This is a genomic window from Vibrio sp. 10N.261.51.F12 (genome assembly GCF_041471725.1).
GTDB lineage: Bacteria > Pseudomonadota > Gammaproteobacteria > Enterobacterales > Vibrionaceae > Vibrio.
Genome location: NZ_JBFROV010000012.1, coordinates 70,243 through 85,759, shown reverse-complemented (window position 1 = coordinate 85,759; position 15,517 = coordinate 70,243). Strand labels below are relative to the sequence as shown.

The following is a 15,517-nucleotide window of genomic DNA, read 5'->3' as shown; positions in this document are numbered from 1 at the left end:
CAATGACAACAAACAACAAATTTCTTTGCCGAGCTTACCTTGGCAAATCCAAGGCCAAAGTGAAAAGTCATCGCATTGTGTTTAGCGAAAATACCCCAGGACGTTGTGAACTCTCAATTCAAGGAAACCCGCAACCCAACGCCATCATTGCCGTGGACCTTGGTTGGGGTGATGACATTACTCGAGTATTCCTTGGTTACATCGAACGAGTTCAACCTGCAGAAAAAGGATGGTCGAAAGTGTTTTGCCGTGAATTAGCCGCAATACTCTATAAACCACTTAACATCATCATGCGTCACCCAACACTCATGCAGCTGCTTAGCGAAGTCACCAATAAAACGGGCCTTCAGTTTGTGGTACCAGAGAAAGCTTACAGCAAAACAGCTATTCCTTGTTTTTACAGCGATGGTAACGGCTACCGAGTTATAGACGAGTTAGCCCAAGCGTTCAGCATTGATGGCTTATTCTGGCAACAACAAGGCAACGGGCAAATTTACGTTGGCAGTTGGAAGGATTCATTCTGGGCAGATAAGCCTATCACCATACCCAATGAACTTATGACCAACCACACGGCCAACAAGTCGGTAAAGATACCGGCTATTCCAAAACTAAAGCCAGGTGTTGTCGTTAATGGACTTCGCTTAGTCGGTGTCGAGTTTGAAGGAACGGAGGCGAAGCTAACATGGATGTGAATGTTATTAAGCGCATTATCTTCCGCTTGTTCCCAGAGTTTACAGGCCAATGGCATTTGCCAAGGTGGGGCAAGGTCGTTGCATTGCCAGAGCTGCCAGAAGAAGGGGATTTATCGGATCGCTTTTATCCTCACTATGCTGTGGATGTTCAGCTACTTGATGAAAAGGGTATGGAGTACGAAGATAAACCACCATTGCAGGCGGTACCACTTCCCGTGCCTGGTCTTGGTGATCACGCTGGCCGATTAGAGCCACCGGCTATCGGCAGTATTGTTGAGTTAGGTTTTATGTTTGGCCAACCGGACAAGCCTTTTATTCGTTGCGTTCTTCCGCTTGGGTTCAAGTTACCAGGCATAAAAGAAGGGGAAAGCCGATACCAACAACGCAAAGGCGTTTACCAGCTGGTAGACCAAGACGGAAACTTTGAGCGCAAGACAGATAAAGAAGATAAGTTGGAATGCTTAAACCAACGTATCAAAGTGCTAGAAAACCGTGTAGCTGAAATCGAAGGCGATCACACAGAAACCGTCAAAGGTAATAAGGCTACCACGGCTAAGAACATCACCGAGAATGCAGACTCGATAAAGATGAATGCTGGCAAAGGAGTCTGCACAGGTGCAAGCATTTGCCCGTTTATGGGTAAGCCTCATGTAGACGTATCGACCACCGTATTTGCAGGTAAGTAAGATGGCACTAAGCAAAGCATCACTGAAAGAGAAGCTAGAAAAAGAACTGAAAGCACAGGGCTTTGTGCTCGATGGTGAGTTTGCAATGGCTGGAAAGATGGCAGAAGCCATTGCTAACGCAGTAGTGGACGAAATTACGCAGAATGCCCAAGTGCCAGTTACAGGCGGCAGCTCAGCCGGGAACTACAAAGTAACCTAAGCTAAACACATACCATACAATCACTAAGCGCCCACCACGGGCGTTTTTCTTATATCTAAAGCCCAATGGCATAGCGACAGCCTTACGTCACGGAAAGGAGCAATCAGGTGACGAAATCCGCACTCCTCCTCCCCACCTGCGACGTTTTCGATCTGGTTTTTTCGCAATTTAGAACATGCGCATTTCTTTAGCCTTACATCGTAGCTATATCATCGACTCAAGCCTTATAAGACAAGGGGATTACGTTGTAACTCGATATGAAGAAAGAGCCTAAAATAGCGTTGTACTAAATTTCAGCTATTGATCAAAATTGAAAAAAGATCGCGTGTGAAGTTCTGCTTTGGGATTTCGAGTCTTATTTAACTCACTGATAAATAGTGGTTATCCTAGATTTCGTTACGGTTTTAATGATCTGGTGTGTGATTTTAATGATCATGGTCTGCATCGCAAAGCCTTTATGCTACGAGGGCTAAGCGCCCATTGAGCCTTAAAATGATTTTTTCGAAAATGAAAAAGGTCGCACTTGGTACGACCTCAATAAAGAATTTACACTACAACCTACACATTATCTTCAACTTAATCAGAATCCTCTGATTTTATGATTATGGTATCTTGATCAGATAAATGATCCACATCCCCTTTGAATACGAAATATTTCAAAACTTCTTCTCGAACTAAAAAGTCGTATAAATCAATGAAGTATGCAATTGCAGCACCATCAGCAGTAAGCTGATCGCCTTCGGAATTTACCAACATAAAATGCTCAGCAAGCTTTCCATATTGGTCATTGATAATATTTGGACATAACGGTATCTCTTTGTCATTTAATCGGCTGTACAATATTTTGGCAGTAGACTTATAATCAACCAATAGTTGGCTGGCTAGCAGCATTTGTTTTTTTGACATTGGAGATTTTTGAGCTGTGCAATTATAAAAGTTAGCTGCTAGTTGACGGATTTTTCTCTCTTTGCGTTTATCAATACTTACTAAGATAGAAGCTAAAACAAGAATGAAAGTAAGTAAAAAAGCGAAACCTAGTAACAGAAACCTTCCAGTGTTTATCTTCCAGTTGTCAGAGAAAAGGCGCCCTAATATTGAACGTTCGTCCGCTGAATCGGGGTTGTGGATGACTCTTACTTTGTCCACACCTTCTATTACACCAAATGCAGTAACGTCTGGTGTTTCATCTTTGCTATGTAAGGCGATTAACTTGACTTCGTAGTAATCACCAGAGTTGATGATTACTTTTGGTAGAAGAATTTTATTTGGCTCTGTTTGTGAAAGAGGAATATTGTCTTTTTCATACGACGTGTTTGAAATGGTAACCGTAGGTTCTTCTGGAATAATACCTTTGGTCAATTTGAAACCAGCGAGTGCTTTATCGTCGTATGAGTTAACCCGAATGTTGTCGTCACCATTATTTACGATCTTAAGTGTAATTACAGAAAGAGACTGACCATCTTCATTGAGGCTTTTACCTCGGTATATAACGTCTAACTTACCTAGGCTTTCTTTAACATCGAGTACGTTAAAGTTGGACACAACCTCGATATCTAGCTGGGGAGAAGGTTTATAGAGCATGGTGAATGCAATACCACCAACACCGATTAAAATACTCGCAATTATGCCTAATAAACTATATGGGAACTTATTTTCATGTTGACGTAGCTTCTCGATGGCGCTTGACATTATGGACTCGTGTAGGATGAAGAAAAATCATATACTCAATGTACACCAATATAACTCATTGACACAAAAGGAACCACGACCTATTCTACAAAAGCACTGGCAAAATCCAGTGTCGGGATTAGTACCCCGCAATGACATTCCGGCACGTAGATGCCAGCTTTTGCTGGTTTTTTTATGTGCGGCTTCGGCACATCTAAACATAGTCGTTTCGTATAGGAACTGTACTATTAGCATTATGGTGGGCTGGGCGAGGGCGCTTCGGCGCGCCGTTTCGGAAGTGCGGTAGTACTAACCTTGTTCAGTTCACCACCCGAAGATTAGTACCTTTGTGTGGTGATTTTACTAAATTACTTCCGGAGGCCACTATGCCTACAGCTTCTCTAACTCTCACAGTATCTGATCTTGTCTTTAATCAAGGCGAGAAAATCCGCACATCTTCACTTAAAGTCGCAGAAGCATTTAATAAACAGCACAAAGATGTTTTAAAGAGGCTTGAATCCCTTCAATGCTCAGACGAATTCAACGGGCGCAATTTTGCGCTGGTTGATTATCGAGATAGGAAAGGTCAGCTTCGCAAAGCATATGAAATGACCAAAGACGGCTTTATGTTCCTTGTTATGGGCTTTACTGGTAAGCAAGCAGCACATATCAAAGAAGCCTACATCAACGCATTTAATCAAATGGCAAACCAACTCAAACCTGCCTCTCCCGTGCTTTCCCAATCGAGCAATTTGCTCACTACATTTTCACGGTTACCAAGCTATTATGATTCAGGTTGGCTGCCAGCACTTTATCGACGCTGCGAATCTGAGAAACATTGGACTTACCACATAACGTTCAGCGTTCGAATGGAGGGTGATAGGTTTACCGTGCTATTTAAGTATGGTGTCGCAGGGAAGAATGAAAGAGAACCGACTTGGTCTAACGGTGGAAGCAAGAGTGTGAATAGTGGCGACTACTTTGTTTATCGTGATCTTGAAGAACTTTGGGAAAACATACGCAAGGTGCTACGGAAATATTCAGCGCGAAGCCCGTTCTAACGAGTATGGCGACAAAGTAAGGTGTGGGGATTTTGTTTCAGTTGGCGCTGACAGCGCGACTGCAGCCATAAAAACAAAAGTGGCGACATGAAATCATGTCGCCACTTTATCGCCATTAGGCGGCTATTCGAAATGTAAACTATTGATTAATATCGAATTTTAAAGCTAGTTTAACTTACTTAGTGTAAGACTGAGCGATGTTATCAATACGCTCATTCGCGCGTGCTGCTTCTTCTTGTGCAGCCATTGCGTTTTTGTTACCCATTTGTACTTCGTCTTTAAGCGCTTGTACATCAGTGCTTAGTTGGCTTACTTGGTTGTTTAGATCATCCATTTTAGCCATTTCTGCTTCATCTGGACCAGATGCACAACCTGCTAGTAGTAGAACCGACGCTGCTGTTGCTGCAATTATCATTTTATTCATTATAAAGCTCCTTGAGGATATTATTATTTCAAACAGCCCTGCTACATCTAGGCAATAAGGCTAATTTTCAGTTTAGTGCCTTATTTTAAGAACGCAAACTATTTAAAAGTCAGAAAAACCAAAAAATTACGCGATTTTATCGTTAAATTTTAGCTGTCTTAATTATGAGATTAATTAGTACCGTGTTAATGTGATCTAAATCACGATATATAACAGGTGTCGCGTTAACTTATTGTTTCATTGGCTTTTCTGAAAAAAAAGCTTATGTTCGCATCTTTGCATAAGAATTAGACTACAACATCCGTCGAAATTTAGGTTTTTTAGTTGCTATGCACTATGCTGGTGACGATGACAAATATCATGTATTATGCGCCCCTTATTTTTTAGTTCGTTCCACCTCGTTAGGAGTACAACCATTGCAATTTAAAGATCTTGGTCTTGATAACCGTTTATTGAAGAGTTTGAAGCACTACGACTTCAAAAAAGCGACAGATATCCAGAAGCAAGCGATCCCAGTCGCCATTGCGGGTAAGGATCTGATTGCCTCTTCGAAAACGGGTTCAGGTAAGACTCTGGCATTTGTACTGCCTATGCTTCACAAATCACTAAAAAGTAAATCTTTCTCTGCTAAAGACCCACGTGCTGTCATTTTGGCGCCAACGCGTGAGTTGGCGAAGCAAGTCTATAGTGAGCTTAGAGCAATGCTTGGTGGTTTGACGTACGATGCGACGCTTATCCTAGGTGGTGAGAACTTTAACGATCAAGTAAAAGCACTCAGCCGCTACCCTAAGTTCATCGTGGCAACGCCAGGACGTCTAGCGGATCACTTAGAGCATCGCTCTTTGTTCCTTGATGGCCTAGAAACGCTTATTCTGGATGAAGCTGACCGTATGTTAGATCTAGGTTTTGCTCCTGAATTGATGCGAATTCATCGTGCAGCGAAACACCGCCGTCGTCAGACTCTCATGTTTTCGGCGACACTTGATCACACTGAAATGAATGACGTAGCGAATGAATTGCTCAATGAGCCGAAACGCATTTCTGTTGGCGTATCGAATGAAGAGCATAAAGACATTACTCAAAAATTCTACTTGTGCGATCACTTAGATCATAAAGAAGCGATTCTTGAGCGTGTATTGCAAGAAGCCGATTACACACAAGTCATGATCTTCACGGCGACGCGTGCTGATACCGAGCGTTTAGCCGCTTGGCTTAATGAGAAAAAATTAAAAGTAGTGGCGCTAAGTGGTAGCTTGAATCAAACTCAGCGTAACAACATCATGAGTCAGTTTGAACGTCATGTCTTTAAGATCCTCGTGACGACCGATGTCGCATCTCGTGGTATTGATATCAATACGGTCACGCACGTGATTAACTTTGATATGCCAAAGCATACTGAAGAATATGTTCACCGTGTCGGACGTACCGGTCGTGCGGGCAACAAAGGTGACGCTATTTCGCTTGTCGGTCCAAAAGACTGGGACAGCCTAAAGCGCGTTGAGTCATTCCTACAACAAGATATTACTTTCTCTGAGTTAGACGGCCTTAAAGGCAAATTTAAAGGCTTGAAACCTCGTAAGCCTGCGTTTGCTAAGAATACCGCAGCAAAACCTGCTCAGAAGAAGAAGAAACAAACGGGCACTAAGAAGCCAGTTAAGCGTGATAAGGCGTTCTACCAGAATGTCGCAGTGGGTGATACGGTCTTTATCCCGAAGAAAAAGCCTAAGCCAACCGCTGAAACCGAATAATAAAAAAAAGCCTCGTTAGAGGCTTTTTTTTATGTCGATTTAGAGTACCCCTAACCGAATTCGAACGATGCGCTCGCATTTGTCGATTTCAGCGATGCTTTTAGGGATAACCAACACCGTATCATTCCCTCCTACCGTACCTAATATCTCACTGTGTGGATCAATATCCACGAGCCGTGCGATAAGTTGTGCGCTTCCAGGGTGAGTTTTGACGACAACAACAGCTTGGTTATGCGTTATAAATTCAATTTGAGAAGAGATCGATGACTCAACCCGCACTGGCGCATTTTCTACCGTCAAACAATACGCTTTCTTCCCACAAGCATTTTGCACCTTGATGACACCAAGCTGCGACAGTAATCGAGACACCGTAGATTGGCTTATTCCCGAAAACCCGATATTGACTAAGGCTTCTCGCAATTTGTTTTGTGTCGTAAAGCTCTGTTGCTGGAGCAGTTTCTTGCATGCTGCTGTGAGTGTTTTGTCATCGGCTTCGATGATTGATAATTCAAGAGTCTCGTTCATGACTACTCCTTTCATGATGGAATGAACGATACCTTCCTTGTCGCGACACACTCCGAACCCTTGGAGTGAGAATAGAGCCACATTCTACCACTTAATGGTTATTAATAAGTGACGGTGAGTTAACACTATTGATATTCTATTTTAGTCAGTAGTGAATGGATATTTATTCAGTGAGTAGAATAAATATCCAAGTATTTCTGCCGTTATATTCTTTGTTTATAACGTGTCGCCTATTATTTAATTTCAGTTACGATATTTCGTGAGAATACTTTTTCACAATAATGGCATTTTAACTGGATACTACTTTTCTTATTAATCACGCGGAAATTACTCTCTACAGGCTCGCCATGCGATATGCAGTTACTATTAGGGCATTGGAAGATAGAAATAATTGATTTTGGCAATTCAAGTGATAATTTATTGATCACTTTGTATTCTTCAATCTGATTAACGGTTGCCTGCGGTGCATAAAGCGCGAGCTGATTGGCTTGGTCTTCGGTGAGGTAAATGTTTTCTATTTTGATGATATCTTTTGCGCCGAGTGCAGAGGAGGGGAGGTTTAACCCGATCGTGACACGCTGTTCGCTCTTATGCATTTTGAATAGCTTTAGAATTTTTATACCGATATTGGCTGGGATATGATCGATGACGGAACCATTTTTAATCGCTTCTACTTGAAGTTTGGTTTGCTTGTTCATGTTGCCTTCCTCTTAAATTGTTATCAATATTGACCTTAAACAGGCGATTTTAAACCGACTCAGAGAGCACGAGTGCAAGCAAGGCTTCACGTGCATAAACGCCATTTTCAGCTTGCTCAAAGTAGTAAGCATGAGGCGTTTTGTCGACGTCGGTAGTGATCTCGTCTACTCGAGGGAGAGGGTGAAGGACTCGCAGGTTCGGGCGTGCTTGTGTCAACATATCGGCATTAAGAACAAAGGCCGATTTAATGTGTGCGTATTCAGATTCATCAAAGCGCTCTTTTTGTACTCGAGTCATATAGAGCACATCAAGCTCTGGGACAACCTCATCAATACTGGCATGAAGGCTGTAGGCGATGTCTGCGCTCGAGAGCTCCTCGCAAATATAATCGGGCATTGATAGGGCGTCGGGTGCAATGAAGAAAAAACGAATATTGTTGAATTTAGCAAGGGCTTGCGTCAATGAATGAACCGTTCGGCCGTATTTGAGATCGCCGACAAAGGCGACATTGAGGTTATCGAGCGTGCCCTGTGTTTCGTAGATAGAAAAAAGATCCAACAAAGTTTGTGTTGGATGCTGGTTCGCGCCGTCACCGCCATTGATGACAGGGGTATTATTCGAAAACTCTGAAGCCAAACGGGCTGCGCCTTCTTGAGGGTGACGCATAACAAAGGCGTCCACGTACGATGCAATGACCTGGACTGAATCTGCCAGTGTTTCCCCTTTTTTTGCGAGTGAGGTATTGCCACCATTATCGAAACCAATAACGGTGCCGCCAAGTCGCTGCACTGCCGTCTCAAAAGATAAGCGAGTACGAGTCGACGGTTCGAAAAAGCAACTCGCGACCACTTTGTTTTTCAATAACTCAGGGTTAGGTTCTGCTTTTAATCGAGTCGCCGTGTTGACGATGAGTTCTAGCTCAGTGCGGCTCAGCTCAGGGATAGAAATGATGTGCTTGTTGAACAGTGAATGCGACATAATGCGATGCTCTCTAGTGGTCAGTTAAGTGCAAGTAATCGATAAGTAGAAATAGTTTGTTTTGTATAAGTGACGAGTTACACCCAAAAACAACGAGCCAAACACTCGTTACTCGTTAGATACAAAAAAGCCTCCATAAAATAGGAGGCTTAAGGGCGGTAATAAAAAGAAAAACAACGGCCTATTTGATTAATTAATCGAGAGTGGTGTTGGATGTTGAACGGGTAAGCCATGTTTTCTCCTTAGTCATTGGAGACAAATTATAATGCTAATTTATCTCCAATCAATAGTTCTGAAAAACTATCCAGAAAATGGATAATTATCCATTGTTGTAAGATTAATTGGAGAAGGAATTAACGCCAGTGATACCTTTTGTAGCTTAAATAATAATCTCAATGTTCAGGGTTATTATTGAAATATTATGCGAGCCTTATTCATAAACTAGTATCAATAAGGCTCGGTACTTTTGTGACAACGGAGTCAGTTGCTGTTCAGGTTAGTCACCTAATGTTGCCACCATGACTGCTTTGATGGTGTGCATTCGGTTTTCAGCTTCATCAAAGACAATGGAATGCTCAGATTCCACCACCTCGTCGGTCACTTCGCAGCCTTGTGCAAGGATTGGGTATTCCTCAGCAAGCGACTTCCCTACTGCCGTATCTTCACCATGGAAAGCAGGTAGGCAATGCATAAATTTCACATGTGGGTTGCCAGTTGCTTTAAGCATTGCCATGTTGACCTGATAAGGAAGCATTAAATTGATGCGCTCTGCCCATGCTTCTTTTGCTTCTCCCATTGATACCCAGACGTCGGTGTAAAGGAAGTCGCAGCCTTGAACACCTTCGTTGACATCATCAGTTAGGGTGATTTTTGCGCCGGTTTTCGTTGCGATGTCCTGACATTGTGCAACCAGCGTGTCTTCTGGCCAGAATTGTTTAGGTGCGACCAAGCGAATGTCCATACCCATTTTCGCTGCACCAACCATCAGCGAGTTGCCCATGTTATTGCGTGCATCACCTAGGTATGCAAATTTGATTTCATGCAGTTGCTTACCACGGCCGTGTTCCATCATAGTCAAAAAATCGGCAAGGATTTGCGTTGGGTGAAATTCGTCAGTAAGACCATTCCAAACGGGTACTCCTGCATAGGCACCAAGATCTTCGACGATGTCTTGCCCGAAACCACGATATTCGATGCCATCGTACATTCTTCCCAATACGCGGGCGGTATCTTTCATGGACTCTTTGTGGCCAATCTGAGAGCCAGATGGGCCTAAGTAAGACACTCGCGCACCTTGATCAAAGGCGGCAACCTCAAAGGCACAGCGGGTGCGAGTTGAGCTTTTCTCAAAGATGAGCGCGATGTTTTTCCCTTTGAGGCGAGGCTGCTCGTAGCCATTGTATTTGGCTTTTTTGAGCTCTGCGGAAAGATCAAGGAAATGCTGAATTTCACGTGGAGTAAAGTCTAATAGTTTAAGGAAGTTACGATTACGAAGATTAAAAGCCATGATGATTTCCTTTTTGAGTTGTCGCGATGCCAATGACCGAATCAAGCGAAGTCGTGATGGCAGGCGACCGATAATATCTATGTGTTGATCGAGTTCAGTTACGCATTGAGTAAGTTGAACGCTATCGAGTAATTTTTTGCGTATATACGTATTTAGCCTTTGACGATATTGGTGCCAGCGGTCCCTTCCAGTATCTTAATACCTTGCTCAAGAGACCCAATGCCGACCACTTTCCCGCCTTGTTTAATGAATTCACAAGAAGCGTCGATTTTTGGACCCATAGAACCTTCATCAAACTGGTGTTTAGCCAGTTCACCAATGGTTGTTGAACGCAGGGCATGTTGAGTGGGTTTCCCCCAATCTAGATACACGGCGTCGGCATCGGTAAGAATAAGTAAGGCATCGGCATTGAGCTGTTTCGCGAGATACGCAGCAGACATGTCTTTATCAATCACTGCTTCAACGCCGATTAGTTTGCCGTTTTCTTTTTTGACCGGAATACCGCCGCCGCCAGTACAAATGACCAGATGACCTTCATCAACAAGTTTGGTAATTGCGTCGTGTTCGATGATGCCTGTTGGTTGAGGGCTAGGGACAACACGTCGGTAAAACTCGCCATCAGGTTTGACCGTCCAATGAAACTTCTCCGCTAATTCGCAAGCCTCTTCTTTACTGTAAACCGGTCCGATGGGTTTGGTTGGATTAGCAAATGCCGGATCGTTAGGATCAACGGTCATTTGTGTCAACATACAAGTCACATTGACGGATGGCATTTGATTTTTGAATTCTTGCATCAGCATGTAGCCGATCATGCCTTGTGTTTCACTGCCTAAAACGTCAAGTGGGTAGGGGTTAACTTTTTTGTACTCCAGCCCCTGCAGCGCTAATAAACCGACTTGTGGACCGTTACCATGGACTAAGACAACATTATATTCTTGAGCAATTTTAGAAATAGTCGCCACTGCGATTTCAATATTATGACGTTGAACATCGGCTTCTAAAGGCTCGCCTCGGCGAAGCAATGCATTTCCACCAAGAGCAACGACGATGGTTTGTTTTGTCATGATTTGTTTTCCTATTACAGGGGCAAAGCGGTGCTTTGCCCGTTCAATATTAATGCGAGTCGGTGACTGATGTCGCCACCATAAATGACGGTGTGCTTATCAATTATGGTGGCCATCAATCAACGGCTGAGTTAGATGCCATCTCGCTCTATCGGGCAACTCATGCAGCGAGCACCGCCACGTCCACGTCCTAACTCGTCGCCTGGAATAGGTAAGACAGTAATGCCGGCTTTGTCATATTTCTCATTGGTATAAGTGTTACGTTCGTAACCGATGACGACACCTGGCTTAACGGTCAATACGTTGTTTGCGTCATTCCATTGTTCGCGCTCTGCTTCGAAGTTGTCACCACCTGTCGTGATCAGGTTGAGTTTGTCTACGTGTAAGGCTTTCTCTATCGTATGGATATACGAGTCTTGCTGCTTCGCTTTGACAAAACCAGATTCGTCGCCGGTTAGGCTCCAACATTTCACATCGTCAGGAATCACATTTGGATAAACGGAGAACGTATCTTCACGCATATGAGTCATCACCGTATCTAAATGCATGCATGAACGATCTTTTGGTAGTTCAAGGGCGATGATTTGTTTCGCTTGACCATGTTTGAATAATCCCGATGCAAGTTGCTCAACCCCTTGAGGTGTGGTTCTTTCAGACATACCGATTAATACCGCTCCTTTACCGATGACGAGAACATCACCACCTTCAATGGTAGAGCGGTCGTATGACTTCTCTTCATCCCCGAAGTATTTCACAAAATCTTGACCGGCAAAGGTAGGGTGCCAACGGTAAATGGCTCTTACATGGTTTGTTTCTCTCTGACGGGCTACTTTAGCCATTGGGTTGATTGAAACCCCACCGTAAACCCAGCAAGAAGTATCGCGAGTGAATAAATGATTAGGCAATGGATCGATAATAAAATCAGTAGGTTTGTGCATGGACTGCAATATTGAAGAGGATTGCATTTGCATTTCACCAAATGACAGACCACCTGTGAGTATTTTTGCCAGCTCTAGGTTTGGTATGTCACCAAGGTAGCAGCGAACATCATTAGCAAATGTTGGGCCGTATCGATAGTTTGAGATTTGCGTATTCAGCAGCCATTCTTTCGCCTCTGGAACGGATAAGGTTTCTGCCAATAAGTTAGTTAGCAATAGAACCTCAACACCTTGATCTCGTAATGTCTGGGCAAACACATCATGCTCTTCACCCGCTCGTTCGACAGACAATACATCGTCAAATAATAGGTCGTGACAATTCGAAGGCGTTAAGTGAGTAAGAGCGCGTCTTGGGCGATGGATAAGAACGCGACGTAGTTGACCAACTTCTGAACCGACATAAAGTGTATTCATGATGTTATCTCTCTTCTTATATGATCGACTCAAATGTCACCGAGTTATCATTATTAGGGTATGGTTTTATTATTAGCTTTCTCGTGGTGAAATTAATATTACTCCTCACTGCGGGTATTTATTTGATGAGGCTCACAAATATATTTTATTCGTTTGTGGTTGATGGCGCGGAGTAATTAACAATAGGTATTCATGACGATTTAATGCTTGCCAAAATTTATTGGCTAATAAGTAGGAATATTATTCACTATTAATTAGTGGAGAGTTGGTTTATCTGGTGGTGTAGAGAATTTAATGCAAGAGTCAAAGGAGTGGATTATTAACGAATAGAGTAATTATGCACTCAGTGATGCTATCTATACCCTTTTGAAGGGAAATTAATCATGTGATAACAAATTAGTATCACAAACTTGTTATCACCATCACAGTTATTACAGTCTAATCGCTGAGTAAAATAGACCCTAGCATTATTAAATCTAATTAACTACCAATATATAAAGTAATCTATCTAAATAACAATGGCTTTATTAGGGTGGTTTTGAAGTGTGGAAGCAAGGCGAGATAATGCGAAAGAGCATGGATTGAATCAGAACCGCTAATTCCTAACGATGTTCCGCCTAAATTTTACCCAAAATGGTACCTCTTAGTGAGAAATGAGCACGTTTGGGTCAGATGGAGATAAGCCAAAACTTCATTATTAATGGCCTGAGGGATGAAGCGACAAGGTTAGTGGGTGCTGAGTTGATAGCATTAATCCGATAGCATCGTGTATTCACCGTAGCCAATCACCGTAACCAATCAGCGTAGAGTAATAACAGAAGGAAACACAAGACATGAGAGTGAGCTTTAGCGCGGGCTGTGGTTCATGAATAGTTGGAAGTATCCAATACGGATTTGAATGTGTCAGGCTCATACCAGGGAAGGTTTTAAGGGGGCGTGATTACTTAAAAGAGAGCACCGCTCGTAAGCGATGCTCTTGGTGTTAACGATTATATCTCGCGATTTTCTTTATATGCTTAAGCGATCAGTGCGCCTACGCTGAGTACAACAACACAGAATACGGTCAAGATACCTAATAGTGGTGCGACCCATTTTACCCATCGAACATAAGGTACTTTGGCTATAGCAAGGCCTCCCATCACCACCGCGGATGTTGGTGTAATGAGGTTCACTAACCCGGATGCGGATTGGTACGCAGTGATGACAAGCTCACGTCCTACGCCAGCAAAGTCGGCAAGTGGTGCCATAATTGGCATGGTGAGTACGGCTAAACCAGAGGTAGAAGGGACTAAGAATGACAGCAATATTTCCAAAAAGAACATCACATTAATGAAAACAACGGAAGACAGGCCTGTCACCATATGCTCCGCAGAGTTTAGAATGGTATCAGTGATCATACCTCGGTCCATCACGACGACGATACCACGCGCAATACCTATGATAAGTGCTACGCCAAGTAAATCTCGTGCGCCATCAATGAAGCTGTTCGTGAAGTCTTCCTCGCTCATTCTTGCCACAAGCCCTACAAGAATAGTGGCAGCTAAGAACATGGCGGAAATCTCTGCCATCCACCAGCCTGCAACGGATACTCCGTAGATCATCACGGCAAATGAACCGCCAAATATGGCTAAAATGACTTTACGCGTCATGGTGAATTCGAGTTTCTCACCATTTTGATTGCCTAGGAAATGTGCTTTGTTTTCTTCGTATTTATCATAAACAATGGATTTGGTTTGGTCTTTTTTTACCATGCGAGCATAGCGCATCACATAAGCCACACAAATGCCCCAACCAGCAACAAGCATGAATACGCGCAGCATAATGCCGTCGGTAAACGGAATACCAGACGCGTTTGCAGCGATAACCGTGGCGAATGGGTTAATGGTCGATCCTAAAACACCGATGCCTGCTCCGAGTAATACCGTTGCCGCTGCGACGAGTGGGTCAAAGCGAGCTGCCATCATGACCGGGACCAGTAGCGTATAGAAAGGAAGAGACTCTTCGGCCATGCCATATACGGTACCGCCGGCGGCAAATAATGCCATAAGTATCGGTATCATTAACTCTTCGCGGCCGTGCAGCCTTGCGGTGACGCGTTCGATACCCGCATCAATAGCACCTGTTTTGGTCACTAGGCCAAGGAATCCACCAATAACTAATATAAATAGTGAGACATCAATGGCAGCAGCTTCATAGGTATTGTGGTCGTAGAAGCCATCAATAGGGGCGAGTAAAACGTCTACCACACCTTGAGGGTTACTTTCTACCGATTGGTATGTACCGGTTACAGGCACTTCACGACCTAAGTCATCATTCATTACTCGGTCGTATTGCCCAGCAGGAATAATCCAAGTCATCATTGCAACAAGTGCAATTAAAATAAAAAGAATCGTATAGGCAGATGGAAATTTAAAATTAGAAAAGAACCCTTGTTTTTTTGATTTGTCGGGCATTGTTTGTGTAGTCATGGCTTTCTCCTTATTCAACTTGATGACCACCAAGTTGAATACCAGTCGAATATATTAAGTTAATTCAATTACCACGTTGAAACCAATAATATAATTTATAGAAAGCAGTCTTACTTAAGTAAGAAATGTTTATAGGGTTATTCTATGAGTAGTCAATAAAATTAACTCAGTCCTTGTTCACATAATGCAGTAGATACTTATCGACCAAAAATATTAATGAAAATTTGTAGGAATAAGAGTTAATTATTTTTGCATCAATATTCATGTGACAAGTACTCACCTGTCTGGTTGCAAATGTATCCTGTCCTTTCCGACAAATAAGTGGGAATTTTATTCAGGTCTATTCAAAAGCAGCCAACAGAATAAATTGCAGCGATTATTGATTTCCGTCAAAGTTCGGCTCTGTTGTAAATCCGAGATTGCTCGAAAGGTAAAGGTAAAGGTAA

At 43.0% G+C, this 15,517-nt stretch carries 14 protein-coding genes; 5 read left to right on the top strand and 9 right to left on the bottom strand.

The genetic code is table 11. From position 1 onward, the window contains the following. Nucleotides 1-2: 2 nt before the first annotated feature. Genes AB4405_RS06425 through AB4405_RS06415 form a run of 3 tightly spaced genes read left to right on the top strand, consistent with a single transcriptional unit; the run spans nucleotide 3 to nucleotide 1,577 of the window. On the top strand, nucleotides 3-692 hold the full coding sequence (locus tag AB4405_RS06425; RefSeq protein ID WP_372060114.1) for a hypothetical protein: 690 nt from the start codon (nucleotides 3-5) through the stop codon (nucleotides 690-692). Beyond that, complete coding sequence (locus AB4405_RS06420; protein WP_372060113.1) at nucleotides 683-1,378, top strand: hypothetical protein; 696 nt, start codon at nucleotides 683-685, stop codon at nucleotides 1,376-1,378. Before AB4405_RS06425 ends, AB4405_RS06420 begins: the two co-directional genes overlap by 10 nt. 1 nt (nucleotide 1,379) lies before the next feature. Continuing rightward, nucleotides 1,380-1,577, top strand: a complete 198-nt coding sequence (locus tag AB4405_RS06415) for a hypothetical protein (protein ID WP_372060112.1) — start codon at nucleotides 1,380-1,382, stop codon at nucleotides 1,575-1,577. Between the two features lie 576 nt (nucleotides 1,578-2,153). Here AB4405_RS06415 and AB4405_RS06410 read toward each other — a convergent pair. Then, nucleotides 2,154-3,266, bottom strand: a complete 1,113-nt coding sequence (locus tag AB4405_RS06410) for a hypothetical protein (RefSeq protein ID WP_372060111.1) — start codon at nucleotides 3,264-3,266, stop codon at nucleotides 2,154-2,156. A 365-nt stretch (nucleotides 3,267-3,631) separates the two neighbouring features. On the opposite strand from AB4405_RS06410, the gene AB4405_RS06405 reads away from it, so the two are divergent. Beyond that, the gene (locus AB4405_RS06405; protein ID WP_372060110.1) at nucleotides 3,632-4,306 is read left to right on the top strand and encodes a Rha family transcriptional regulator; all 675 of its coding nucleotides are present in this window, start codon (nucleotides 3,632-3,634) and stop codon (nucleotides 4,304-4,306) included. Between the two features lie 175 nt (nucleotides 4,307-4,481). On the opposite strand, the gene AB4405_RS06400 is transcribed toward AB4405_RS06405, so the two are convergent. Then, entirely contained in the window at nucleotides 4,482-4,730 is a 249-nt protein-coding gene (locus AB4405_RS06400) for an Lpp/OprI family alanine-zipper lipoprotein (protein WP_102469574.1), read from the bottom strand. A gap of 416 nt (nucleotides 4,731-5,146) precedes the next feature. On the opposite strand from AB4405_RS06400, the gene AB4405_RS06395 reads away from it, so the two are divergent. Further along, nucleotides 5,147-6,478 (top strand): DEAD/DEAH box helicase, encoded by a 1,332-nt coding sequence (locus AB4405_RS06395; protein WP_372060109.1) that lies wholly within the window; start codon nucleotides 5,147-5,149, stop codon nucleotides 6,476-6,478. Nucleotides 6,479-6,517: 39 nt separating this feature from the next. Here AB4405_RS06395 and AB4405_RS06390 read toward each other — a convergent pair whose 3' ends face one another. The 7 genes from AB4405_RS06390 to AB4405_RS06360 all read right to left on the bottom strand — a co-directional run bounded on the left by AB4405_RS06390 (nucleotide 6,518) and on the right by AB4405_RS06360 (nucleotide 15,071). Further along, nucleotides 6,518-7,003: an arginine repressor gene (locus AB4405_RS06390; protein ID WP_102469572.1), complete on the bottom strand. Its 486-nt coding sequence runs from the start codon at nucleotides 7,001-7,003 to the stop codon at nucleotides 6,518-6,520. 233 nt (nucleotides 7,004-7,236) lie between these two features. Next, complete coding sequence (gene pyrI / locus AB4405_RS06385) at nucleotides 7,237-7,701, bottom strand: aspartate carbamoyltransferase regulatory subunit (RefSeq protein WP_102469571.1); 465 nt, start codon at nucleotides 7,699-7,701, stop codon at nucleotides 7,237-7,239. Nucleotides 7,702-7,750: 49 nt separating this feature from the next. After that, entirely contained in the window at nucleotides 7,751-8,680 is a 930-nt protein-coding gene (gene pyrB / locus AB4405_RS06380; RefSeq protein WP_372060108.1) for an aspartate carbamoyltransferase, read from the bottom strand. Nucleotides 8,681-9,176: 496 nt separating this feature from the next. Beyond that, entirely contained in the window at nucleotides 9,177-10,187 is a 1,011-nt protein-coding gene (locus tag AB4405_RS06375) for an ornithine carbamoyltransferase (RefSeq protein ID WP_102469569.1), read from the bottom strand. 152 nt (nucleotides 10,188-10,339) lie between these two features. Next, nucleotides 10,340-11,251, bottom strand: a complete 912-nt coding sequence (gene arcC, locus AB4405_RS06370; protein WP_372060107.1) for a carbamate kinase — start codon at nucleotides 11,249-11,251, stop codon at nucleotides 10,340-10,342. Nucleotides 11,252-11,382: 131 nt separating this feature from the next. Beyond that, on the bottom strand, nucleotides 11,383-12,603 hold the full coding sequence (gene arcA / locus AB4405_RS06365) for an arginine deiminase (RefSeq protein WP_372060106.1): 1,221 nt from the start codon (nucleotides 12,601-12,603) through the stop codon (nucleotides 11,383-11,385). Between the two features lie 1,016 nt (nucleotides 12,604-13,619). Further along, complete coding sequence (locus tag AB4405_RS06360; protein ID WP_372060105.1) at nucleotides 13,620-15,071, bottom strand: YfcC family protein; 1,452 nt, start codon at nucleotides 15,069-15,071, stop codon at nucleotides 13,620-13,622. Nucleotides 15,072-15,517: the final 446 nt, after the last annotated feature.

What these genes read in the sequence shown, in the direction of transcription:
- AB4405_RS06425 (WP_372060114.1), top strand. Translation starts at nt 3, where the DNA reads ATGACAACAAACAACAAATTTCTTTGCCGAGCTTACCTTGGCAAATCC.
- AB4405_RS06420 (WP_372060113.1), top strand. Translation starts at nt 683, where the DNA reads ATGGATGTGAATGTTATTAAGCGCATTATCTTCCGCTTGTTCCCAGAG.
- AB4405_RS06415 (WP_372060112.1), top strand. Translation starts at nt 1,380, where the DNA reads ATGGCACTAAGCAAAGCATCACTGAAAGAGAAGCTAGAAAAAGAACTG.
- AB4405_RS06410 (WP_372060111.1), bottom strand. Translation starts at nt 3,266, where the DNA reads ATGTCAAGCGCCATCGAGAAGCTACGTCAACATGAAAATAAGTTCCCA.
- AB4405_RS06405 (WP_372060110.1), top strand. Translation starts at nt 3,632, where the DNA reads ATGCCTACAGCTTCTCTAACTCTCACAGTATCTGATCTTGTCTTTAAT.
- AB4405_RS06400 (WP_102469574.1), bottom strand. Translation starts at nt 4,730, where the DNA reads ATGAATAAAATGATAATTGCAGCAACAGCAGCGTCGGTTCTACTACTA.
- AB4405_RS06390 (WP_102469572.1), bottom strand. Translation starts at nt 7,003, where the DNA reads ATGAACGAGACTCTTGAATTATCAATCATCGAAGCCGATGACAAAACA.
- pyrI (WP_102469571.1), bottom strand. Translation starts at nt 7,701, where the DNA reads ATGAACAAGCAAACCAAACTTCAAGTAGAAGCGATTAAAAATGGTTCC.
- pyrB (WP_372060108.1), bottom strand. Translation starts at nt 8,680, where the DNA reads ATGTCGCATTCACTGTTCAACAAGCACATCATTTCTATCCCTGAGCTG.
- AB4405_RS06375 (WP_102469569.1), bottom strand. Translation starts at nt 10,187, where the DNA reads ATGGCTTTTAATCTTCGTAATCGTAACTTCCTTAAACTATTAGACTTT.
- arcC (WP_372060107.1), bottom strand. Translation starts at nt 11,251, where the DNA reads ATGACAAAACAAACCATCGTCGTTGCTCTTGGTGGAAATGCATTGCTT.
- arcA (WP_372060106.1), bottom strand. Translation starts at nt 12,603, where the DNA reads ATGAATACACTTTATGTCGGTTCAGAAGTTGGTCAACTACGTCGCGTT.
- AB4405_RS06360 (WP_372060105.1), bottom strand. Translation starts at nt 15,071, where the DNA reads ATGACTACACAAACAATGCCCGACAAATCAAAAAAACAAGGGTTCTTT.